At 49.2% G+C, this 23486-nt stretch carries 21 protein-coding genes; 16 read left to right on the forward strand and 5 right to left on the reverse strand.

The features are described from left to right. Positions 1-258 precede the first annotated feature (258 nt). Positions 259-693 (reverse strand): HIT family protein, encoded by a 435-nt coding sequence (locus tag ABEW34_RS25840; protein WP_430162723.1) that lies wholly within the window; start codon positions 691-693, stop codon positions 259-261. 244 nt (positions 694-937) lie between these two features. On the opposite strand from ABEW34_RS25840, the gene ABEW34_RS25845 reads away from it, so the two are divergent. Both ABEW34_RS25845 and ABEW34_RS25850 read left to right on the forward strand, forming a co-directional pair. Beyond that, positions 938-1633 carry a DNA alkylation repair protein gene (locus tag ABEW34_RS25845; protein WP_430162725.1) on the forward strand — a complete coding sequence of 232 codons (696 nt, stop codon included), beginning with the start codon at positions 938-940 and terminating at the stop codon, positions 1631-1633. Positions 1634-1718: 85 nt separating this feature from the next. Beyond that, positions 1719-2537 (forward strand): SPL family radical SAM protein, encoded by an 819-nt coding sequence (locus tag ABEW34_RS25850; RefSeq protein ID WP_430162728.1) that lies wholly within the window; start codon positions 1719-1721, stop codon positions 2535-2537. A 151-nt stretch (positions 2538-2688) separates the two neighbouring features. On the opposite strand, the gene ABEW34_RS25855 is transcribed toward ABEW34_RS25850, so the two are convergent. Together ABEW34_RS25855 and ABEW34_RS25860 are read right to left on the reverse strand one after the other, a co-directional pair. Beyond that, positions 2689-3150: a hypothetical protein gene (locus tag ABEW34_RS25855; protein WP_430162731.1), complete on the reverse strand. Its 462-nt coding sequence runs from the start codon at positions 3148-3150 to the stop codon at positions 2689-2691. A gap of 282 nt (positions 3151-3432) precedes the next feature. Next, positions 3433-5427 carry a DUF4832 domain-containing protein gene (locus ABEW34_RS25860; RefSeq protein WP_430162734.1) on the reverse strand — a complete coding sequence of 665 codons (1995 nt, stop codon included), beginning with the start codon at positions 5425-5427 and terminating at the stop codon, positions 3433-3435. A 667-nt stretch (positions 5428-6094) separates the two neighbouring features. Between ABEW34_RS25860 and ABEW34_RS25865 the strand changes: the two genes are divergently transcribed. The 4 genes from ABEW34_RS25865 to ABEW34_RS25880 are packed head-to-tail and all read left to right on the forward strand — an operon-like array spanning position 6095 to position 10373. Next, entirely contained in the window at positions 6095-7195 is a 1101-nt protein-coding gene (locus ABEW34_RS25865; protein WP_430162737.1) for a Gfo/Idh/MocA family protein, read from the forward strand. An 11-nt stretch (positions 7196-7206) separates the two neighbouring features. Continuing rightward, entirely contained in the window at positions 7207-8097 is an 891-nt protein-coding gene (locus ABEW34_RS25870; RefSeq protein ID WP_430162740.1) for a carbohydrate ABC transporter permease, read from the forward strand. A gap of 10 nt (positions 8098-8107) precedes the next feature. Further along, on the forward strand, positions 8108-8950 hold the full coding sequence (locus ABEW34_RS25875; protein WP_430162743.1) for a carbohydrate ABC transporter permease: 843 nt from the start codon (positions 8108-8110) through the stop codon (positions 8948-8950). A 58-nt stretch (positions 8951-9008) separates the two neighbouring features. After that, on the forward strand, positions 9009-10373 hold the full coding sequence (locus ABEW34_RS25880; RefSeq protein WP_430162745.1) for an ABC transporter substrate-binding protein: 1365 nt from the start codon (positions 9009-9011) through the stop codon (positions 10371-10373). A gap of 144 nt (positions 10374-10517) precedes the next feature. On the opposite strand, the gene ABEW34_RS25885 is transcribed toward ABEW34_RS25880, so the two are convergent. Beyond that, positions 10518-11561: an SIS domain-containing protein gene (locus tag ABEW34_RS25885; protein ID WP_430162747.1), complete on the reverse strand. Its 1044-nt coding sequence runs from the start codon at positions 11559-11561 to the stop codon at positions 10518-10520. A gap of 285 nt (positions 11562-11846) precedes the next feature. Between ABEW34_RS25885 and fba the strand changes: the two genes are divergently transcribed. The 4 genes from fba to ABEW34_RS25905 all read left to right on the forward strand — a co-directional run bounded on the left by fba (position 11847) and on the right by ABEW34_RS25905 (position 14901). Beyond that, the gene (gene fba / locus ABEW34_RS25890; RefSeq protein WP_430162749.1) at positions 11847-12713 is read left to right on the forward strand and encodes a class II fructose-1,6-bisphosphate aldolase; all 867 of its coding nucleotides are present in this window, start codon (positions 11847-11849) and stop codon (positions 12711-12713) included. Beyond that, complete coding sequence (locus ABEW34_RS25895) at positions 12710-13639, forward strand: 1-phosphofructokinase family hexose kinase (RefSeq protein ID WP_430162752.1); 930 nt, start codon at positions 12710-12712, stop codon at positions 13637-13639. Before fba ends, ABEW34_RS25895 begins: the two co-directional genes overlap by 4 nt. A gap of 106 nt (positions 13640-13745) precedes the next feature. Beyond that, positions 13746-14540, forward strand: a complete 795-nt coding sequence (locus tag ABEW34_RS25900) for a DeoR/GlpR family DNA-binding transcription regulator (RefSeq protein WP_430162754.1) — start codon at positions 13746-13748, stop codon at positions 14538-14540. 1 nt (position 14541) lies between these two features. Beyond that, entirely contained in the window at positions 14542-14901 is a 360-nt protein-coding gene (locus ABEW34_RS25905) for an MmcQ/YjbR family DNA-binding protein (RefSeq protein WP_430162756.1), read from the forward strand. 149 nt (positions 14902-15050) lie between these two features. Here the strand turns inward: ABEW34_RS25905 and ABEW34_RS25910 are convergent, their stop codons facing one another. Continuing rightward, on the reverse strand, positions 15051-16079 hold the full coding sequence (locus tag ABEW34_RS25910) for a LacI family DNA-binding transcriptional regulator (protein ID WP_430162758.1): 1029 nt from the start codon (positions 16077-16079) through the stop codon (positions 15051-15053). Positions 16080-16474: 395 nt separating this feature from the next. Between ABEW34_RS25910 and ABEW34_RS25915 the strand changes: the two genes are divergently transcribed. The 6 genes from ABEW34_RS25915 (at position 16475) to ABEW34_RS25940 (ending at position 23334) form a co-directional block, all read left to right on the forward strand. Continuing rightward, positions 16475-17611, forward strand: a complete 1137-nt coding sequence (locus ABEW34_RS25915; protein WP_430162761.1) for an ABC transporter substrate-binding protein — start codon at positions 16475-16477, stop codon at positions 17609-17611. A gap of 15 nt (positions 17612-17626) precedes the next feature. Next, entirely contained in the window at positions 17627-18568 is a 942-nt protein-coding gene (locus tag ABEW34_RS25920; RefSeq protein ID WP_430162764.1) for a carbohydrate ABC transporter permease, read from the forward strand. 15 nt (positions 18569-18583) lie between these two features. Next, complete coding sequence (locus ABEW34_RS25925; protein ID WP_430162768.1) at positions 18584-19408, forward strand: carbohydrate ABC transporter permease; 825 nt, start codon at positions 18584-18586, stop codon at positions 19406-19408. Positions 19409-19427: 19 nt separating this feature from the next. Next, the gene (gene melA, locus ABEW34_RS25930) at positions 19428-20729 is read left to right on the forward strand and encodes an alpha-galactosidase (protein WP_430162770.1); all 1302 of its coding nucleotides are present in this window, start codon (positions 19428-19430) and stop codon (positions 20727-20729) included. Beyond that, positions 20729-21679 carry a carbohydrate kinase family protein gene (locus ABEW34_RS25935; protein WP_430162773.1) on the forward strand — a complete coding sequence of 317 codons (951 nt, stop codon included), beginning with the start codon at positions 20729-20731 and terminating at the stop codon, positions 21677-21679. The genes melA and ABEW34_RS25935 overlap by 1 nt, the downstream gene beginning before the upstream one ends. Before the next feature lie 110 nt (positions 21680-21789). Next, positions 21790-23334 carry a right-handed parallel beta-helix repeat-containing protein gene (locus tag ABEW34_RS25940; protein WP_430162776.1) on the forward strand — a complete coding sequence of 515 codons (1545 nt, stop codon included), beginning with the start codon at positions 21790-21792 and terminating at the stop codon, positions 23332-23334. Positions 23335-23486: the final 152 nt, after the last annotated feature.

Genomic DNA, 23486 nt, shown 5'->3' on the forward strand with positions numbered 1-23486 from the left:
CCGCTATTTTAAGCTTTTGGTTGATTTCAGCGCTTGAGCGGACAGGAAATCCGTTATCTCTGAGAATTTTGCACAAAAGCGGGGCTTTCGCAGCCATTAGCGGCTCCTGAGTCCGCGAACCTCTCCATCAAGCGTTTTTTGAGGAAAATAGCGGAAGCTCTGTCCGCCAAAGTTTCGGAATGAAGCGTGACTCGGCAAAATAGGGACGGCGTAAATATAGCCAAACAGCGTAAGGAGCTGTTTGGCTATATTTTTTAACTAGTTATGCGGAATTTCATGCTGAAGGTGGTTGGCCGCCAAACTAGGCCTGCGATTGTCTTCTTTTCCTAGAAAGCTGCGCAAATCCTTGCCCGCCAGCGGCTCGTCGGCAAATCTCGGAATGATATGTAAATGAGAGTGAAACAGATGCTGCCCTGCTGCGCCTTGCGTATTCCACTGCAAATTGTAGCCATCGGGCTGATGCAGCTCATCCAAATGCGCCTTCACCTTATGTACAAGCTGATACGTATCAGCCCATTCCTGCTCCGTCAGCTCAAAAACATTTTCCCGGTGCTGCCGCGGCACGATGAGACCTGAACCAATTAAAATATCCTGCGGCATTTGGTAAAAGATGCAGCTTTTATTGCTTAATATAGCTCGCTGCCGCGCCTCCAGTTCTGGCCTGCAAAATACACATGAATCGTGATTCGTCAATGGAATCGCTCCTTTGATAGGTGAGGTGAGATGATAAGGCAATAGCCGATCATGCTTACAGCTCTATTTTATATTTTACCAAATGATCGTCTGTCTGGGGGATGAAAATGAAAGCCATGGAAGTTCAGATCGACTGAGATGTGAGTTTCGTTATCTTGCTTTTTCATTCGCTTAGGCTCACAGCCTTGGCCGCTTGAGGTATAGTAAGGATAAGACGAAGAAATTGGAATAGTGGGGGATGGAAATGGCCAAAACGATAAGGGAAGAGCTGCTTATACGTGCGGAGGCGGACTATCAGAAGTTCGCTGCGTCGCTGATTCCGAATATTAGTAATGTAATGGGTGTTCGGCTGCCGGAGCTGCGCAAGCTTGCAGCGGAAATTGCGAAGGGCGACTGGCGCACCTATTTGGCGGAGGCGGATGATGAATTTTTCGAGGAGGTCATGCTGCAAGGCATGGTCATAGGCCTCTTGAAGACGGATATGGAGGAGCTTCAGCGCTATATCGCTGATTTTGTGCCGAAAATCGATAATTGGTCCGTATGTGACAGCTTCTGCACGGGGCTTAAGGTAACAAAAAAACATCCGCAGGAAATGTGGGATTTTATCCAGCCGTATTTTGCTTCTGAGCAGGAGTATAATTTGCGTTTTGCCGCGGTTATGCTGCTTAATTTCTATGTAACGGAGGAATATATGGAGCGGGTGCTTCAGCGGCTCGATCAGATTAATCATCCTGCGTATTATGTGAAAATGGCGGTGGCATGGGCAGTATCCATCTGCTACATTAAGCAACCAGAGCCGACAATGGCCTATTTGAAAAATAATGCGCTCGACACTTTCACCTATAATAAAGCGCTGCAAAAAATAACCGAATCGTACCGCATCGATCCGGATACGAAAGCGATTATCCGCAGTATGAAGCGGAAAGTCGTGAAAAGCTAATGCTGCAAAAGAAAAGTAAAGAGGAGTAAAGTAGTGCAAAGCTGAATAAAGCAAAGCCTGCTTTCTGCAAGCTGGAGGGGTTACGATGAAAAGTGAGCTTTTATATAAGCAGCCGAAGACGCTGCTCAATAAAGGAACCGGCTTTCTGTCAGGCTACAGCCATTCGCTCAACCCTTATACAGGCTGCGCATTTGCTTGCTCATATTGCTATGTGCGTGGCATGCCGGTGTCTATCTTCCGTGGACAGGAGTGGGGAAGCTGGGTTGATGTCAAGCTGAATGCTGCCGAGCTGCTTAAGAAAGAGCTGCGAAAAGCGAAGGCGAAGGGGCCGGTGACGATTTTTATGTCTTCCAGTACGGACCCGTATCAGCCAGCCGAACATAAGGAACAGGTGACTCGCTCCTTGCTGGAGGCGATGGCGGAGGAACCACCGGATTTTTTGTTAGTTCAGACGAGAAGTCCGCTGGTCACTCGCGATATCGACCTGCTGCTGCGCCTGGAAAGTCGGGTACGCGTCAGTATGACGGTGGAGACGGATTTGGAGGCAGTACGCAAACATTTTTCACCGATGGCTCCGCCTATTCAAGCTCGATTGAAGGCTTTGCAATTACTGAAAGAATCGGGCGTGCCGACTCAGGCGGCGGTTGCGCCATTGCTGCCAAGCAGTGAGGCATTTGCGGACAAACTAGCCCCGCTCGTGGATCGGGTGTGCATAGACGATTATTTTATGGGTGACGGAAGCGGCGGTAAACGAACTAAGCGACTTGGACTGGAGACACTGTATGCGCAGTTGGGGGCTGAGGAATGGAATGAGCCTTTGGCTTACGATACTGTTTATCGGCAGTTCCGTGAGGTATTTGCGGAAGAGCAGCTTTTTATAAGTCAGGCGGGGTTTGAGCCTTGAGAGGAACTGTTTTCATAAGAAAGTTTATTGAGTTTCCTATACTAAAACAAACAAATAGGCCTCCCAGTCAAATTTTTTACAGGGAGGCCTATTTCATAGGTTTTTGTTTCGATGTATGGAATTTTACTCAGAAGTAAAGTTAGAGCTGTATTTATGGAAGTTGTCCGCTCCCTTTATAGGTGGCCGTTTTGGAGTTCCACGTATACACTGCAGCAGCTAGTGACCAGCCTTCATTATTGTATTTTTTCCACAGCTGAGTCACTTGCCCTTTCTTATTAATGGTTACCCCCTGATCCCCCATAATATCCAGGACGCTTTCAAGCGAAGCCTTTTTTAATCTAAATACTTCCATTCTAGTGTTGGAAGGAAAATATTCATAGGCTATTGCCACATGTTTCTCGGTTTTGGTAACAGAGAAAATTTGAATCGTTGGAGACGTAAAGTCTTCATCGCTAATGATTCCTGTAGTGATAAGCTCAATTGCTCCTTTAGCATTGATAAAATAGAAGTTTCCCGACTCTGCCAAAATAAAATGTTCAGCTTTTTTGTCATTGTTTAAGTCTCCAGATTTGCTAACGGAGATTTTCTCTTTCGGGTATTTTTTCTTAAACAAATCTTCTGGTTTGGAATTGGCTGCATTAGTGATACTTGCAGGAATCATAAGTAATGTGAGGATTAGAACGAATAGAAACCATTTTTTGTTTAAAATAACACTCCACCTACTTTAGCAATATTTAGATACATATTATAACACTATTCTCGTATATGTCATCCTGGATAATGTATGATTTTTAGGAGGCTAGTTAGTTAAACAAATGATATATTAAAAAAACGGCTGTCGAGCACCCTCGACAGCCGTTTCAACGTTCATCTCCCCAATTTATTCCCTAATCTACTATTTCGTCACACTACTCAGCTTAAAAGCCCCATCAGCGAGCCTGTTCGTGTTCGCAAAGTCGACGCCCGGCGCATTCGTTTGCGGGCTGATGATCGCAATCGCGATATCATAGGTTCCCGCAGCTAGTCCGGTGACGGGGATTGAATCGGTAATCGTATACGTGCCTGTTTTCCATGTGCGCAAATCGGCGGTTGTCGTCTTCTTCGCGACGATCGTATTGCCGCTGCGCAGCTGAATTTCGACTGGCCAGCCGAATGGGAAGTGCTGAACACCTTTATTTTCTACCTTAATCGTTGTCGCAAGCGAGCTTCCGGTTATGGCAGCTGGATGCGAAATTTCCTTCACGACAAAATGATAGCCCATCCGTTTTTTCAGGGTGTCTATATTGCTTTGCAGCGTGCTGCCTACGGCGAGCGAAGCGGGCGAGTTGGGACCGAGCCAGCTTGGCTTGCTCAGCTCCGTCTGGCGTTGCGTTTCCGTAAAGCCGCTGCCCGTAGTGAGCGCGGCAGTCATGCCGGACGTTCCGCCATAAAATTCCCCGCCAGAAATGCGCGTCTCCCAAAAGTTAGCATGCGCAGGCTGCTGCTGGCCGATGTCGTCCCAGTAGCCATTTTGAGTGCCTGTGTACCAGCCCCAATCGGCATCAAAGCTGTCTTTATGTCCAAACACATCGTTAAACATGCCCATTACCATGCCTTTATTGTTCGTTTTGGCAAGGGCAATGCTGCGTCTGATCAGCACCTGCATTTTGTCCTCTTTGCCGGCGAAGGCATCAATATAATGCTGCACATATTGATTCGAAATCGCATTTGGAGGGAAAGCGCCCGTGTAATTGGCTTCGCCATTTGGCCCTACATAAGGCCATGTGTGAAATTCCGCCCAGTGGCCAATCGAGCCAATTTGCACAAAAGCGACCGGACGTTCATTTGTATTATACCGGGCGGCGATCGCTTCAATAGCAAGCTTATGCCGCTCGATTAAATAAGCAGAGCTGTAGTTGGGTGAAAAGCCCATATTGTTGCCGGTCCCCATTCCGCCTGTCGTATCGTTATAGGCGGTGCCTGGAGATTGGCCGAGCGCGACCATATCATTATAAAGCCAATCGGGAATATCCCGGTGTGCTGCGCCAGTTGGGCTGTCTAGAATAAACCGCAGCACAACTTTAACGCCTAGGCTGTTCCAATGAGCGAAATTATTCGTGCTTTCAATCGCAGCGAAATTATACGTTCCCTTCGTCGATTCAAGCTCCTTCCAGGTTACCCCAGCATAAACGAGCTTGTGCTGCTGGGGGTAGCCTGTCGTTTTAGCCGATGGAGCCCAGCCTTTAAACGGATTATTAAGCGGGCTGTCCAGCTCAACCGGGTATGCGACCGTTGTCGCTCCGCCAGGGTCGCTGGGCCCGCCGCTGGAAGTAAGCAAATAAGAGGGCAGCGTCTGGCTTGCCGCAGGCAGCCGCGAGGTTGTGGAGTTGTTATCAATGTAGCCAGCTTGAATGGTGCTTCCAGCGCTGATCTGTAAAGTGGCCAGAGGTATGGCGACTTCAATAACGGTTGGGCTGCGGAAAAATTGGGAGGAGGAGAGGGTGGTAGTGGCAGTCCAGCTCCAGTTGCTGCCGGTTCCCGCATAGCGGTATAACCCGGCATTTTCCAGCAGCCATTCGATGCCAGTAGCGCCCCAGCCTGATGCCTGATAGCCCGTTGCGGTATTGTTGTCGATATTCAGCCAAAAGCTGCCCGTTCCCGTGCTTAAGCCTGAGCCTTGAATGAGCAAATAAAGATTTGTTCCATCGTTTGTCATTTTGAAGCTTTGAGCGGCTCCCGTACCTGTAGCGAGCGCATTAATGCTGCTCCAATCGCTTACATTGCCATCGACCGTAATGGTAGCGGCTTGTGCTTCCGGAACGGTGCCAATCGGTTGAAAGATCGCGAAGATGAGCGCAAAAATCAAAAATAAATGGACCAATAGCTTGTTGTTGCCGGCTGCTTTAAACATGGTAAACCTCCTTGGGTTATAGGGTTGTCCCGCTAGGACCTTCAAGCGAACGAATGGCCAGCTATCCTTCCATTTTACAGGTAAATCACCTCCCTTCAGCAGAAAAGCGGCTTGTCCAAAGCTTACCGAATCTGCTTTTAATTTGTTACCTTCATGAGAGCATGTGAGCAGGAGCATCTAGGTGATAGATTTTTAAAAAGTGAAAATTTGCGGCAAATAATTTGAGGGATTTTCATAATGCAGAAGTCGGTTATATGTTGCATTATAGGCGATATGAGTATACAGAACAAGAGAAAATTTCCAATTTCCACATGAAATTTGCCTAAATATAAAGCAGTTGACAAACTTCAAATCCATGTAATAATCTATATCAAATGAAATAAATTTGCGGCAAATACTTAACGGAATGAAAAGAGAGGTGTGACAAACAGTATCTTGTAAGCGTTTTATAACTTTGAAAACCTGATGGAACCCCAGTTAAATCAAGGTTTTTAGCAAATGTAATTATATTTGCCGCAAATATAGCGAGAAATTAGCCAAAAATTGATTGACAACATGGGCGAACTGTTTTACTATCGTAACAGATACAAAACTTTGTTAGATAACCTAACATGAAGCGCGGTTAATAACGAATACCGCAAAATTTATGACAACGGAGTGTGTAGACATGGGGAACATTAGAATGGCTTTTATCGGTGTTGGCGATATGGGATCGCATCATTGCATCGGTTTTGATTTGCTTCCGGGTAGTGACGTTCGTTATATCTGCGATATGAACGAAGCTAACGTAGCGCGTACCGTTGCTGAGCTTAAAAACAGCAGCCCGATTATTGTGACGGATTACCGTGAGCTGCTGCAAAAAGAAGATGTGGATGCGGTTGTCATCAGCGTTCCGAACTATTTGCACCGCGAGGTGGCTGTTGCTTTTCTGGAGGCAGGCAAGCATGTTTTTCTGGAAAAGCCAGTTGCCCACACGATTGAAGATTGCGATGCCATTATTGAAGCGGCAGAAAAATCCGGACGCATTTTGCAAATCGGACTCGTTTACCGTTATTCGAACTTGTACCGCCGGATGGCCAAGGAGCTGGAAAATGGGCGTCTAGGCGATGTGAAGCTAATGTGGTGCAAGGAGTTCCGTGATCCATTCCCGCCAACCGAATGGTTTTATGACAAGTCGAGGTCGGGCGGAGCGATCGTCGAGAAGGATTGCCATCACTTTGATATTTTCAACTGGATGATTCAGGCGAATCCAGTACGCGTATTTGCTTCCGGCGGCCAGCATGTGATGAAGCAGGGGCAAGACAACCTCATTACGAATTCCTACAGCCATTATCCAGCGAAAAATATTTCCGATACGTCGATCGTCGATCACGCCTTTATTACGATTGATTATGATAACGGCAGCAAAGCGAATCTGGGCCTGTGCATGTATTTGAAGCCGAGAAACCTGCTTGGCGAAGGGCTTGAAATCGGCTTAATTGGCGACAATGGCGGACAGATGGTTGCACGCAATGACAAGACGATTGATATCGTTGGCGGTGAGGATTGGACGAAGGATCATCTCGACATTGACGTAACGTCGGATTCGATTATGGGCGGACATACAGGTGGCCAAACGCAGCGTATCGATTTCTTGAAATGTGTAAGGGAAGGCAGGCAGCCGTTTGCGACGGCCCAGGTTGGACGTAATGCGCTGCTGATCGCGCTCGCTGCCGAAAAATCCATTTTAGAAGAACGGTACGTCTATTTAGAAGAAATCACTGGCTAAGGGGTGTCATGATGAATAGCTTGCGAAAATATGACACATTGCTGTTTTTCCTATTTATTATGCCGTGGATCATTGGCTTTACGATCTTCTTCCTGATTCCATTCGGTACTTCAGTGTTTTACGCGTTTACGGATGCGAAGCTGCCAGGCGCGGTCCATTATAACTTTGTCGGCTTCGATAACTTCATTCATATGATCGATGATCCGATTTTTCTGAAAAGCTTGCTTAACACGATGTATTTCGTCGTTTTCGGTGTTCCGATCGTAACAGCGGGCATGCTGGTGCTGGCGATGCTGCTTAATTTTAATGTGAAGGGCATTGCGTTGTTCCGTACCTTCTATTACTTGCCTACGCTTGTGCCAATTGTGGCAACCGTCATTATTTGGCGGCTCGTCTTCAATGCGGAATTTGGCATCTTGAATGCGGGACTTGGCCTGCTTGGCTTCGACAAAACCGATTGGCTCGGCGGCGAGCATACGATTAAGCCGGTTATCATCCTGCTGCAGGTGTGGATTTCGGGAAGCGGGGTGCTGATCTTTCTGGCGGCGCTCAAAAATGTGCCAAGGCATTTGTATGAAGCAGCTGAAATTGATGGAGCGGCTGGTGCTCGCAAATTTTTAGCCATCACGCTGCCGATGATCAGCCCTTCGATTTTATTCGTCATCATCATTCAAACGATGTACAACTTTCAAATGTTTACAGAAGCGCTGCTGCTCTCCAAGGGCGGTCCGAACTACGCAGCTTATACATTTGTCTACAATATTTACAAATCGGCCTTTACCGACTTGAAGTTCAGCATGGCGATGTCACAATCGATCTTTCTGTTTGCGCTGATCTCGCTCGTCACCTTTGTGCTGATGAAAATATCGAACCGCTTCGTGTATTACGAAGGAGAGAGATAGGGGGATCTATATGAATGGCGGGCAAAAGAGCAGCATAACAGCAACGGTCTCCAAATATGCATTGCTTCTCATAGCGTTGGTGTTATTTGTAGGGCCTCTCGTGTGGTTGCTCTCGACCATGATGAAGACGAAGGCGGAGACGTACAAGGTGCCGCCGACTATTTTTCCGGAACATATGAACTTTGAGGCGTTTGAACGATTGTTTGCCGTCCAGCCGATGATGTGGCAGTGGATTCAAAATTCCTTTGCGATTTCGTTTTTCGTCGCTTTGGGCGCTGTCGTTTCCAGCTCCATTGTGGCTTATGGATTTTCGCGTTTTGCGACGAAATACCGGGATAAGCTTTTTCCGATCGTGCTGCTGACGTTGATGATTCCGCCGTCTATTATGATGATTCCATCGTATGTGCTGTTTGCGAAGCTGGGGTGGATCGATACGTGGCTGCCGCTGATCGTTCCGGCCTGGCTCGGAGGCGCTTATTACATTTTTCTATTCCGGCAATTTTTTCTGACGATTCCGCAGGAGCTTGATGAAGCGACTTATCTCGATGGCGGCAATCGCTGGACCGTATATGCAAGGGTCATTATGCCGCTCTCCAAGCCGATTATTATTACGACGATCATTTTCGCTTTCGTCAACTCTTGGCTCGATTTTCTCGGACCGTTTCTGTATATCAAAAATAATGAGCTGTTCACGCTGAGTGTTGGCCTGCAGCTGCTGATTGGACAAACAAGCCAGGATTTCCCGGCGCTTGCTGCCGGTGCTTTCATTAGCATCATTCCGATTGGCCTGCTTTATTTCTTCGCACAACGCTACATTGTGGAAGGGGTGGTGCTGACGGGCTCCAAAGGGTAATGGCGCGGTCTGTTTCTGGTTTTCTTGCTTTCTACATGACGTAAAAGGGGAACTGTATATGAAAACGAAGAGCAAATGGAAGTTGAGTGTTGGTACTACGTTGTTGGCAACGTCTATTCTTGTAACGGGCTGTGGAGGCGGCAATGCAGGCGGACAGACGAATACGGCGAATCCAGCAAGTGCCGGCGGCAATTCCAGCGCGCCAGCTGAAGAGGCTGTAACGATTACCTATTCCCAGTGGGGAACGGCCGAGGAGCTTCAGCGCACACAGGAATTGCTAAACAAGTTTATGACGGCTAATCCGGGCATTACGGTCAAGCTGGAAGGCAAAGACTGGGGCAGCTACTGGGACGGACTGACGGCGAATGCCGCTGGCGGTACGCTTCCGGACGTATTCAAAACCAGCTATGCTTATGTAGAGAAATATGCGGAGCTGGGCATTTTTAAAGAGCTGGACGGCTTGCTCGCCGACAACAAATTTGATTTGAACAATGTGGATCCGAGCCTGCTGGGTCTCCATAAATATCAGGGCAAGCAGGTGTCGCTGCCTATTGATGCGAACGTCATCGTATGGTACTACAATAAAGCGCTGTTCTCTGATGAAAAAACAAACCCGCTGAAGGCGCCGGTGCCATCGCTTGAGCCGACTTGGGATGAAATTACCGACATCGCAACGAAGCTGACGTTTGATAAAAATGGCAAAAACGCTGGCGAAGCGGGCTTTGATGGCAAGAATATTGTCCAATGGGGCCTTTCGATTTCCCCAGGCTCGACAATGGACTGGTTCCTGGAGCCTGAGCTGTGGTCAAACGGCGGCAAGCTCGTCAATGATGATGGAACGCTTGCGCTCGATACGCCGGAATCGATAGAAGTGCTGCAATATTTTATTGATTTGACGAAAAATAAAAAGATCAACACAACGCCTGCGCAAATCGAAGGGCTTGGCGGCCAGGTCAACCTTGCGATTACTACGGGCAAGGTTGCAATGAATCCGGGCGGCAGCTGGAATACGGCCAACTATAAAGAAGCGGGCATTGATTACGGCATCTCTTATTTGCCGAAATTCAAGACGAACCAAACGGTTGTCCAGCCAGCAGGCATGGCAATCAGCGCTAATACGAAGCATGAAGCGGCAGCTTACAAGCTGCTGGCATGGCTTTCGGGCCCAGAAGGGCAGACGGAGCTTGCGAAGCAGGGCTATTCGATTCCTGCTAACAAAGCGGCTTCGGACGCATATATCGAAACGATGGGCGAAGCGAACAAAATCTTCCTTGACGCCCAGCAATACGGCATCGTATCGCCGTTCACGGCGAAGAAAACCGACCTCGTATGGACGTATGGCGAGCAATCGCTCAAGCTTCCGCTTGCGGGCGAAGGCGATCTAATGGCGGCGATTAAGGAATTGACTTCCAAAGTGGATTAATGAGCAATCGCGCTTTGCGGATTCAATTTCGGCGAGAAATGAATGAATCCCATTGAAAATGAACAAAGGCAGCTCGGACGAAAGATTAACGTCCGAGCTGCCTTTTTGTTGTTTAGCATTTTATTTCGGAGAGCTTTGCCTCATTTATAGCTTGACCCAAGCGTCCAGCCCATCGGGCTGATCGGGATTAATCCCTTCGGCTAAGGCTTTCGTTAAGGCGGCAATTTGCGGGATGAAAATAAAAGGAATGCCCTGCACGGCGGGGTCGAGCTGATGATCTGAAACAATGGCGAGATCAATATATTCGTCCGGGATGGCGTCTGCATCGTCAGTGAAGGCGATCAGTTTGGCGCCCCGCGCTTTAATATCGCGCATAAGCTTGCGCTGATGCCCGCCTTCATCACTTGAAATTGCCGCGATAACGAGTGTATCGGAGCCGATGGTTACCATCGGGCCGTGCCTTACATCAAGCAGATGGAAGGCGTGGGCCTGTGCGTTGGCAATTTCCGTTATAGCGATGGCGCCTTCAGCGGCTAGTCCTTGCAGCTCACCGTCAGCGAGCACAACAGCATTTGTCCATGCGAAGCTGGCTGCTTGGCGAATGCTGCTTTCGACGCGTGTCATGAAGGTTTCGCCTTGGCTAATTGCTTTTTGAATATCGGCAATGATCGGCTCGTCCTCGGCAAGAAAGGCGGCTATCAGGAGATTGGCCACATAAAGATTGGTGACGGTGCGTGTCTGGCAGACGCTATGATCGAATGCCCAAGGCAGCTCCAGAGATAAATCGGCTTGCTGGGAAAGGGGCGAATCTATCACGCAGGAGATGGCGAGCACAGGAAGCGTCATCTCGGCTTTGAGTTTCTTCACTGCCTCAACTACTTCGCTCGTGCTGCCTGAACGGGAGGGGGCGATGAGCAGCGTATTTGTCAGCAGCGGCTTGTAGCGCGCGCTATTCAATAAGAGGTCGCCTCCCGCCAAGGCGCTGGATGGGACGCCTGCACGCAGCTGAAAGGAGCGCGAAGCGGATTCGCTTAGGCAGTAGCTGGAGCCGCACCCGACGAAGGTGATGGAAGCTGGAGATAATTTTTTAATAAAAGTGATGATTTCTTCCCGTCTGCCTAACAAATAATCGTAGGTTTGCTGCAAGGCGCCATACTGCTGCTTAATCTCGCTATACGTTAAACTCATGAACAAAAACCTCCTATATCGAATTTCTTCTGTAGCGTAAGCTTAAATCATTTCGAGAAGCATTTCAATCAAAAAAAGATTTTTACAATCAAAATATGAAAATTTCGATCTGTTTTACGAGAGTTTAATCACTAAATCTAGCTATTTTAATCGGGTTGATCAAAAAAAGATTGTAAAAATCAAATATAGAGATTATCATAATCACAAATGGGCAGGATATGATCGGTCAAAGAGCGGAAGCTCGAGCAATAGGAACAAGCGCCCATTATGAAGGGGGAACTTATTATGCCACTTATCTCATCGACGGAAATGCTGCAAATCGCCCGTAAAAGCAAATATGCTGTAGGCGCTTTTAACGTCCATACGCTGGAAATGCTGCAGGCGGTTGTGGAGGCTGCGGCTGAAACGCAGTCGCCGTTAATTATTCAAACGACGGTCGGAACAGTCAAGCATTTGGGGCCTGACTATGTGGCTGCGGCCGCCAAGGTTGCGGCTAATCGGACGGGACTTCCGATCGCGCTGCATCTCGATCATTGCACTGATTTTTCAACGATTATCCAGTGCATTCGGGCGGGCTATACGTCGGTTATGATTGATGCTTCGATGTTTGCCTTTGAGGAAAATGTAGAGCGCACGCGCAAGGTGATGGAGGTTGCGGCAGCTGCTGGTGTGAATGTGGAGGCGGAGCTAGGCAAGGTGGGCGGTGTGGAGGATGATATTGTCGTCGATGAGCATGAGGCATCCCTTGCGGACCCGGAGGAATGCAGACGGTTTATCGAGCTTACAGGCGTCAACACATTAGCTCCCGCGATTGGTACGGCACATGGCATTTATAAGGGAGAGCCCAACATCGATTTTGTCCGCATTGCACAAATAGCCGAGCGTGTTGCGGTTCCGTTAGTGCTGCATGGGGGGTCAGGCATTCCGGCGGAGCAGGTGAGAAAGGCCGTGGCGCTGGGCATGGCGAAGATGAACGTTGCAACAGAGCTGCGCATCGTATTTTCGGAAGGCATTAAGCAGGTGTTTTCCGCCCATTCTGGGGAAAATGATCCGCGTAAATATATGGTTCCCGCCAAAGAAGCGGTTAAGCAGCTGGCAATTGAGAAAATGCAGCTATGCGGTTGTGCGTCCAAAGCCGGCGATATGCGATGATTACGACCGTAACGCTTAATCCAGCTATTGATAAAACCTATTACGTCAGCTCCTTTGCAGCTGGCAGTGTACAGCGGGTAGCCAGGCAAATCGCCGAGCCCGGCGGCAAGGGCAACAATGCGGCCAAGGTGATTCGGCAGCTGGGGAGCGACGTCGCTGCAACCGGGTTTATCGCTGGAAGCAATGGCTCTTTTATTGAACGGGGCTTGGCGGAGCGCGGCATTCATACCTCCTTCGTGCGTGGGGAGGGGGAATCTCGCGTATGCCTGAACATTATAGAGCAATCCAGCGGCAGGTCGACGGAGCTGCTTGAACAGGGGCCTGCGATGGAAGAGAAGCAGCTGTCTGAGCTGAAAAAAACGCTGCGCAGGCTGGCACTGCAATCCAGCGTAGTTGTGTTGTCCGGCAGCTTGCCCCCGAAAGCTCCGGAAGATTTGTACGCCGAGCTGATCGCGATTATTCGATCGACGAAGGCCCAAGCCTTTCTAGATGCCAGCGGTGCTGCATTTAGCAGCGGGCTGCTGGCGCTTCCTTATTTTATAAAGCCGAATGAGCAGGAGCTGGAGCAATGGCTTGGGAAGACGGAGCTAAGCGAGGCGGAGAAAATCGATGGCGCACGGCAGCTTGCCAGCCGGGGAATTGCTGAGGTGTGCGTGACGCTGGGCGGGCGCGGGGCTATTGCGTTTATCGATGGCGAAGGCTACCGGGTTACGCCGCCTGCGATCCGTGCGGTAAACACAGTTGGCTGCGGGGATTCCTTCGTTGCGGGCATGGCGTTTGCGCTGGAGCATGGCGGTTTGCCAATGGAAAGGCTGCGCGTAGCTGCGGCAGCCGCGTCAGCCAATGCCATGTCAGATAAGGCGGGCGATATCGACTATGCGTTGTTCCAGGCTTATGTGGGGCAGGTGCGGGTAACAGCTTTATAAGGCTGCTCCGCGCTGTTTTGGCCAAGCGTCTTGCAATCCGGCTCTTCATCCGCCAAAATGAGGATTAGCATGGAGGACGGACTCCGATTTATTAAAGGAGAGAGCGATGGAATATTCAAAAAGCGAGCTGCGCAGATCAAAGGTATTGGAGCTCATTAAAGGGCGCGGTAAAATATCGGTTCAAGAAATAACGGAGGAAATCGGCTGCTCCGAAGCGACGGCAAGGCGTGACCTGGACTGGCTGGAGAAGTCGGGCCAAATCGTGCGTACGATCGGCGGCGCGATTTATGAGGGAACGCTCAAGCAGCAGCAATTGCCGTCATCGGAGCTCCCTTTTGCCGATAAGCGCTTTTCTCAGCGGGAGGACAAAGAGCGTATTGCCGAAGCGGCTGCGGCGCTAGTGAAGGAAGGCGATATCGTCTGTCTCACAGGAGGCACGACGACGTATTTTATCGCCAGAGCACTCAAGCGGCATCGCAACATTACGATTGTAACCAATGCAGTCAACATTGCCTCGGAGTTAGCTGATGCGGATGATATTCAGGTTGTCGTCATTGGCGGCGTCATGCGAGCGAAGAGCTACGAATTGATCGGTCCACTTGCGGAAAGTGTAATTGAGAAGATCAATATTACGAAAATGTTTTTGGGAGTAGACGGTGTTTCCCTGGAGCATGGGTTTACGATGCATGCCGAGCTTGAGGTGCGCATCGCCCAGCTGCTTATTGCGCGCTCCAGCCACGTATACGCCGTGTTTGATCAAAGCAAGCTGGAGAAAAGCGCCTTGTTTACCGTTATTCCGCTGCGTCAGGCGAGCGGGATTATTACGAATGAGCAGCCGGAGGGCTGGCTTAAGCAGGCGTGTGAAGAACAGAAAGTGGCTATACATACGGAGAGGTGCTAATTTGATGAATGCGATTATCGAATATGGTTTAAAGAAGAAAGGAGCGACTAAGGATTATCCGTTCGGACCCGATCCATTGGTACTCAAAATTGCAGGTAAAATGTTCGCGCTTATTTTTGAACGCAAAGGGGACTATTCTTACTTAAATTTAAAATGTGACCCGGCAATTGCGGAAAATCTGCGAGAGCAGCATGAAAGTGTTCGACCAGGCTACCATATGAACAAAAAGCACTGGAATACCATCCTAATGGATGGTTCCTTGCCGGATTCGGATATCTTTGTCATGATTGACCACTCTTACGAGATGGTTGTCAAAAATCTTCCTAAGAGCCTCCGTGAGTCTATTAAGGAAATGAACTAACGGATCAATAGTGTCATAACCGAAGAAACTGCTCTATAAATAAAATGGGCAAAACAACAAACCTCCCAGCCGTGAACATGACGGAAGGCGAGGTTTGTTTCATTTGCGGCCGATTTGGGCAGATGATTGGGTTTGGGCTGGAAACGCTGCTAGGCTTGCGGAATTTGATAGGCGCTGGATTGGCGGAAAATCGGCTCAAACGGCAGCAAAATTTTGATAGGCAGCGGATAAGGAGACTGAATGCACTGCAAAATGGTTCTGGCGGCGACAATGCCGATTTCATAAGTCGGTATGTGAATCGTTGACAGCGGCGGCACGGTGTAGCGTGATGGCTCATTATCGTCAAAGCCGACGATGGCAAAGTCATGCGGCGTGCGATAGCCCTTCTCCGAAATGGCCCGCATAGCGGCCATGGCCATAATGTCGCTGGCTGCAAAAATCGCAGTCGGCAATTGGCCTAAATGCTCATCGACATATTGCAGCACGAGGCGATAGGCTTTGTCCGGTTCCCATTCCGCATTCAAAATATGGTGCGGCTGGCTGGTCAGTCCCGCCTGCTCCAGCGCTAGCTTGTAGCCGCGGTATCTTTTCTCCCGTTCGAATTTTCCAGACAGGCCCGTTCCGCCAATGAACAAAATATCGCGATGCCCTTGATCGATTAGATGCTTGACGGCAATGCGCGCCGCCTCGACACGGTCATAAGAAATCGTTGGAATGCTGGGATCGGAGACATCGACACCGACGATATGCTTAATATGCTTTTTCAAGTGGCTGTAAAGCTTGCTCTCAATTCCTTCGACGACGATAATGCCTTCCACCTGATTGGCATCGGTCACCTGGCGCAAAATTTCAGGTCTTTTCAAATCTTCTTGCGTATACGTGAAAGCAATTTTATGGCCGCTCCGTGACAATTCTTTCTCAATTCCATCAAAAATAACCGAGAAATACGGGTGGTAGTGGCGGTCCTGCATCGTGGAGACGACGCAGCCAATTCCTTTGGCGACCGGCTGGCTTTCCTGGGCTGCCGTTTTGAGCGGGTAGCCCAAATCGCGTGCGGTATCCCAGATTTGCTGCTTGATCTTGCTATTGATGGCGCGGCCAGATTCATCGGCCAGGACGCGGGAGACGGTGGAGATAGAGACGCCTACGCGCTCGGCTATATCTTTTAATGTGGGCATGACACAACCATCCTTTAATTTCCTATTGGAGAAACGGGTTAATGGGCGTTGAAAATCTTACTCCTTATGTTAAGTAAAAAAAATCGTGCGGTCAACTCGAAAATAGTTGCAAAAATTGAAAAATTATTGCTTAATTTTTGCAAATAATATGAAAAAAATGAATTGACTTCTCATAGCGATTGCGTTATATTTTTCATGAGATTAAGGAATGAAATCTTATACATAGGCTTGAAAGGGGAGTTTCTATGAGGTTTTCAAGGTTTCCTGCAATTTTTTCAGTGATTTGCATCATTTTTGCAACTATTGGTTGTGCAAATGCCGCCCCAGAGGCTGCAAACGAAACAAAATCAGGCAAAACCAAGCTTGTTTTTTGGAGCCACCAGGAAGATGCCATCATGAATGCCTACAAAAAAATGATCGAAAGCTATCAAACCTTACACCCCGATGTAGAAATTGACTATCAATCCTTCCCCTATGATGTTTACAACCAGAAGCTTAAAGCGGCGTTTACCGCCAAAACCCCACCAGATCTTGCAGAAATGTTCGGCACCTGGGTGCCAGAGTATTCCCGAAACGGCTTGCTGGCCGAAATCCCGAATGGCGAAAGCATAATGAAAGAGTATTACGAGGCCCCGCTAGGCGGCTATGTATGGCAAAACAAGCTGTATGGCCTGCCGCTCGAATTTAATATTGAAAATGGCGGCATGCTGGTCCATCCTCAAATGCTTAAGGATAAAGGAATAGCCCATCCTCCGGCTACATGGGATGAGCTGGTGGAAGCGGCTAAGCTGCTCACCGTTCGCGAAGGCAACACCCTCAAAGTTAAAGGCTTTGATTTTGTTTCCGCCGACAACATCACCTTTACGTTTCTCTCCTTGATTTTGCAGCAAAAAGCAGCTTACTGGGGGGATGGGGAGCATGTGAATTTCCAGACGCCGGAAGCGGTGAAAGCGATGAGTGCTTTAGTCGCCTTAGTCGCTGACGATAAAGTGGCCGATCTGACTTCGTTTGGCGGCGAGCTTGACACTTCCGATTATTTTTACCGAGGCAGCTCGGCTATGACGTATCGCGGACCTTGGACCATAGCCGCAGGGCTTACCAACTATAAGGTGAACGATTTCGAATATGTGCCGGTTCCTTCCTTTACGTCTGAGCCGCCTGTGTTTGCCGCCGAATCCGGCTGGGGCGTCGTCATTGCCGGGCAGAGCAAGCAGCAGCAGGCCGCCGCTGATTTCATCGCCTTCCTCTCTTCCAAGGATAACCTGCGCGAATGGAACTTAAGCACCTTTACCGTGCCGGCGAAAAAAGAAATTGCCGAAGATCCGGCGTTTCTGGGGGCGAATCCATACATGGCAACACCGCTCGCCATTCTTGAATTAGGCGAATGGATTGGGCCGATTGCCGATCGAGATTTTTTCTTCAAGCAAATCAATGATCATTTCCAGCTGATGGTGACGAAGCAGGAATCGGTGGAAGAAGGTCTGAAACAGATGGAGAAGGCGATTAACGACAGTCAGGATCAACATAAGTGATTGGAGTGTTCAAGCATGAGCGATCGTACTGCCATTAGCACAAGCACAAGTGGCAAAATTCAATCGGATGGTCAGATTGTCGGCTACAAAAACGTGAGGAAATTCGTTGTTTTTTCCCTGCTGCCGGTATTGCTGCTGTTCGGATTATTCGCCTTTATTCCAATTGGCTGGAGCCTCGGCCTGTCCGTATTGAAATACAATCCGCTCAGCGGCCAAGCGCTGTTCGTCGGTGCGGACAATTATATCCGCATGGTGAGCGACGCCATTTTTCTCAAATCACTTTGGGTGACCGTCAAATTCGTTTCTGTCGCGGTCCTGTTCAACATTTTGCTGGCGATTGCTATTTCCAAAGCGATTCAGCGCATTCGAATTCGCTGGCTTAAGGATTTGTTTCGGACGCTGTTTTTTCTGCCGACGATTGCTCCGCTCGCTGGAACGGCGATCGTGTGGAGCACGATGTTTAACTATCACAACGGCTTATTCAACATGATACTCGGACAACTGCATATCGCCCCGATCCAGTGGCTGAGTGATCCACATTATGCGCTGTGGTCGGTCATTATCATGACGTTATGGGCAGATATCGGCTACAATATCGTCCTGTTTATGGCGGGGCTGGATTCGATTCCGGATATGTATTATGAAGCAGCTATTCTCGATGGGGCGAACCGCTGGCACTTATTCCGCCATGTAACGCTGCCGCTGCTACGCCGGACGCTGCTGTTCGTTTCGATTACGACGGTCATCTCTTATTTTCAGGCGTTTCCCCAGTTTCAAATTATGACCAAGGGCGAGCCGTTTAATGAAACGCGGGTGCTGGCCCTGCACATTTACGAGCAAGCGTTCTCGAATTCGAATATGGGCTATGCGTCGGCGATGGCTACTTTTTTTCTTGTCATTATTTTGCTTATTACGTTATTGCAGCTGAAATGGGGACGATCACAATGGGAGTATTGAGAGGAGGCGCCGGGCATGCCGCATCGTACCAGCTGGTTTGATCGCTTCGTTATGGCAGCGCTGGCAGTCGCGTCATGCGTCATGCTGCTCCCCTATTTGTGGATGGTGCTGTCATCGCTCAAGAGCAATATGGAAATTATGTCGGGTGCAAGCGGTTTTTTTCCTCAGCAGGCAAGCTTGGATGGCTACAAGACGGTGCTGCTGGAAGCACCTTTCCTGCTATGGCTGCGCAATAGCGCACTGACGTCCGTCATCATTACGGCAGCTACGCTGTTCACGAGCGCGTTGGCCGGGTATATTTTTGCCAAACATCAATTTAAGGGGAAAAAGCTGCTGTTCATTCTCATATTGGCGACGATGATGATTCCGTTTCAGGTCATTATGATTCCAACTTATTTAATTACCGCAAAGCTGGGGCTGATCAATAGCCTAATGGCGATTATTTTGCCCAATCTGGTCAGCTCCTACGGGGTGTTTCTGGCCAAGCAATTTATTGAAGACATTCCACAAGAGCTGCTGGATGCAGCACGGATGGATGGTGCTGGCGAGCTGAAGCTGATGGTGCGCATCATAGCGCCGCTTATTTTGCCCATGCTGTCTGCGCTCGGCATCTTTACCTTTATGAATGCTTGGAACAGCTACCTGTGGCCGCTCATTGTGCTGAATGATACGAGCAAAATGACCGTCCCGCTGGCGCTTGTCTATTTTAACGGGACGCATATGGTCAATTACAATGTTGTCATGTCGGCGGCAGTGCTGATTACCATTCCGGTTATTATTGTGTTTTTGATTTTCCAGAAGCAGTTCATTAAAGGCCTGACCATGACGGGCATGAAATAAACAGACGAGGAGCATACAAATGACGAAAATAGCAATTATCGGGGCGGGCAGCGCCTTTACCCAGGAGCTGGCGATGGATATTCTTTTGATCCCTGAATTTGAAGGCGGTACGATTGCACTGGTCGATATCGATGCCGCCCGCCTGGAAATCGCACGCAAGCTGGTGCTGAAAATCATCGAAATGTCCGGCAAGCGCTGGGACGTTATCGCTTCCACAGATCGCCGTGAAGTGATTGGCGGCGCGGCCTTCGTAATTAATCAAATCGAGGTGGGCGGGCTGCAAACGGTCCGGTATGAATATGAAATTCCATTGAAATACGGCGTTAACCAATGCATTGGCGATACGCTCGGCCCAGGCGGCTTGTTCAAGACGCTGCGCACGCTGCCGAGCTGGATGGACATTTTGCGCGATATTGAGGATTTATGCCCGGACTGCATCATTCTTAACTATACGAATCCGATGTCGGCAGTGACGCTGCTTACGTCGCGATTGACGGAAATTCCTGTTGTTGGACTATGCCATTCGATTCAAAATACGTCGCGCCAGCTCGCTAAATACGCCGGAGTGCCTTATGAGGAAATGCAGTGGAGAGCCGGGGGCATCAATCATATGTCGTGGTTCGTGGAATTGACGCATGAAGGCAAGGATTTGTATCCTGTGCTGAAGGAACGCATTCAAAATGCCGATTTGCTGAAAAAAGATCCCGTCCGCTTTGACGCAATGCAATATTTGGGCGCTTTTGTATCCGAATCGAGCGGCCATTTTTCAGAATATATCCCCTATTACCGTAAACGGCAAAGCTTAATCGATCTACATTGCAGCTCCGGCTACAATGGCGCAACGGGCTATTATGCCGATAATTGGCCGATTTGGCGTCAGGAGAACGACGAGAAAATTACACAGCAGCTGGAGGGGACGCTTCCTTTGGAGCTTCAGTCCAGCCAGGAATACGCAGCCATTATTATCGAAGCTATGGTGAAAAATGAACCAAAGGTCATTTACGGCAATGTGCCCAATAACGGCTTAATTTCAAACCTTCCGCAAACGGGCGTTGTCGAAGTCGCTTGCATGGTCGATCGCAATGGCATTCATGCGTGCCATTTCGGCAGCCTGCCTGAGCATCTGGCCGCGTTATGCCGCTCGAATATGGCTTTCTTCGAGTTAGCTGTTGGCGCCGTAATGAACAAGGATAAGGAAATGGCGCGCCATGCGCTGATGGTCGATCCGCTATCGGCCGCCGTCTGCTCGCTTGCTGAAATTGGCGACATGTTCGAGGAGCTTTATGAAGCGGAGCGGGACTTTATCCTGGTGCTGAAATAATGCCTGCTGGAAAAAATAAGCCAATTGTTGTTATCGCCGGAGAGCTGAATGTCGATATCATATTATCGGGTGAAGATGTAGTGCCGGAATGGAATAGGGAAAAAATGATCGATACGTTCGATGTGGTGCTGGGCTCCTCCTCGGCGATTACAGCGTGCGCCTTAGCGAGCCTTGGCGCCGATGTTCGTTTCGTCAGCGTTGTAGGCGCCGACGATTTTGGCACATTCGCCATCGCCGAGCTTGAGCGAATGGGAGTGGATATAGCGAATGTAACCCGGTTGGCAGCTGTCAAGACAGGTGTTACCTTGTCCTTTTCCACTCCTTCCGATCGCGGGCTGGTCACTTATCCGGGAAGCATTCCCTTGCTAACGCCAGCTTATATTTCCGAATCGCTGCTGCGGCAGGCAGATCATTTGCATTTCGGCTCCTATTATTTGCAGGATAATATGCGACCGCATTGGAAAACGCTGTTCCAGCAGCTGCGCAAGCTGGGAGTCAGCACCTCGTTCGATACGGGATGGGACGTACGCAATGAATGGGACTGCGAGGGCATAAGCGGGCTGCTTGCTTATACGGACTTATTTATTCCTAGCGAGGAGGAGGCGCTGCATATTTTCGCTTCATCCAGCCTTAGTGAAGCGATAGGCAAGCTGCCGGCAGCCGCAGGCACCGTTGTGATTAAGCGAGGCTCCAAAGGCGCAATGCTTCGTACGCCAGATGGACTTGTAGTTGCGGCGGAGCCTTACCGCGTATCGCCTATCGATACGACAGGAGCTGGTGATTGCTTCAATGCGGGCCTAATTACAGCGTATTTGAACGGCTCCAGAGGCGAAGAGCTGCTGCGATATGCGAACGCGTGCGGCGCATTGTCTACGCTCGGTGTAGGCGGAACAGGGAATTTGCCGACGAAGGAAGCCGTCGAACAGATGCAGACTGAAGCGTTGGCCTAATAGCGGATCTCGGCAGTTGAAGGAGGTGGTAGGATCGACCTTACATAGACAGCTGAGCGCGGCATAATGGCTTCGATGCAAGTCAAACTTATTTAAGGAGATGATCGTTCGTGTTGAAAATTCAAAAATTTGTAAAAGTCATGCTCAGTATGGCGGTATTCACCTTGTTTGTGATCGGCATTCAAGGACCGGGCGTTTCGGCGGCAGGAGCCGACTATTATGTCGCAACAACAGGCAATGATTCCAACGCCGGTACGATCACCGCGCCATGGAAAACGCTGCAATATGCAGCTGACGTTGTGCCGGCTGGAAGTACGGTTCATGTTCGCGGCGGCGTTTACAACCAGAAGCTGAAAATAACCCGTTCCGGCTCTGCTGCGGCAGGCCCCATCGTTTTTACCAATTACAATGCAGAGGCTGCTATTATTGATGGGACAGGACTTTCCGTAAGCGGCTCCGAGGGCATCGTGAATTTAAGCGACGTCAGCTATATTACGATCAAAGGCTTTGAGATTCGCAATTTCACAACGACGTCGAACAATGTAGTGCCTATCGGCATTAATATCCGCGGTGCTGGAAGCCATATTAGCCTACTGAACAATAAAATTCATGATATTAAAAATACTTCGACGCCGACAGGCAGCGATTTGCTGGGCCGCGATGCCCATGGCATTGCCGTATACGGGACGAAATCGCCGGCTTCGCTGAACAATCTGACGATTGACGGCAATGAGCTGTACAATCTGGTGCTGGGCTCCAGCGAATCGCTAGTGCTCAATGGCAATGTGGATACGTTCTCGGTCACGAACAACCTGATCCATGATAATGATAATATCGGCATTGATCTCATTGGCTTTGAAGGCACAGCCCCAAGCACCACTTATGATCAAGCGCGTAATGGTCTTGTGAAGGGCAACAGAGTTTACAATATTACGTCAAATAACAATCCTTCTTACGGCAAGAAGCTGCCAAACAACAGCAACGCAGCTGACGGCATTTATGTCGATGGCGGCAAAGACAGCATCATTGAGCAAAACTACAGCTATAACAACGATATTGGCATCGAAATTGCTTCCGAGCATAAAGGCAAATCAACGAGCAATATTACCGTTCGCAGCAATATCATTTACAACAACCGTCTAACCGGTATTGCAATGGGCGGCTACGATAAGCAGCGGGGCTCCACGACAGACAGCAAAATCGTCAACAATACGCTGTACAAAAACGATACCCTCGGCGATGGCAGCGGCCAGCTTTACGTTCAATTCGATACGAAAAATAACATTATTAAAAATAACATTATGGTGGCCAGCTCGTCAGGCGTCCTCATCTATAACGAATATACGCAAAACTCCGGCAATATCGTCGATTACAATTTGTATTTCACGCCAGGCGGCAGCTCGGATGCCTACTGGGTTTGGAAAAATGTCGAGTATGACGGCTACGCTGCCTACAAAGCCAATTCCGGCAACGATTCGCATTCCTTATTTGTTGATCCTAAGTTCGTAAATGTCTCATTGAATGATTTCCATCTGCAAGCGACGTCTCCAGCTATTGATGCTGGCGATACAGATGCCGCAATTATCGGTTTACTGGATATGGATGGCCAGCCGCGTGTACAGGGGGCGGCCGTTAATATTGGTGCAGACGAGTAACGGAAGAGCTTAAGCAGGCAAACGGTTAAAAAGACGCAAAAAACGCCAGGGAAAGCAAGCTTCCCTGGTGTTTTTTTTGCTGCTCAGAAGCGGCGATTTCCTTGACTTCCCCGGGGCTGGACTATAAAATTATATTTGCCGCAAATTATTGC

This window comes from Paenibacillus algorifonticola, from assembly GCF_050481745.1.
GTDB lineage: Bacteria > Bacillota > Bacilli > Paenibacillales > Paenibacillaceae > Pristimantibacillus > Pristimantibacillus algorifonticola_A.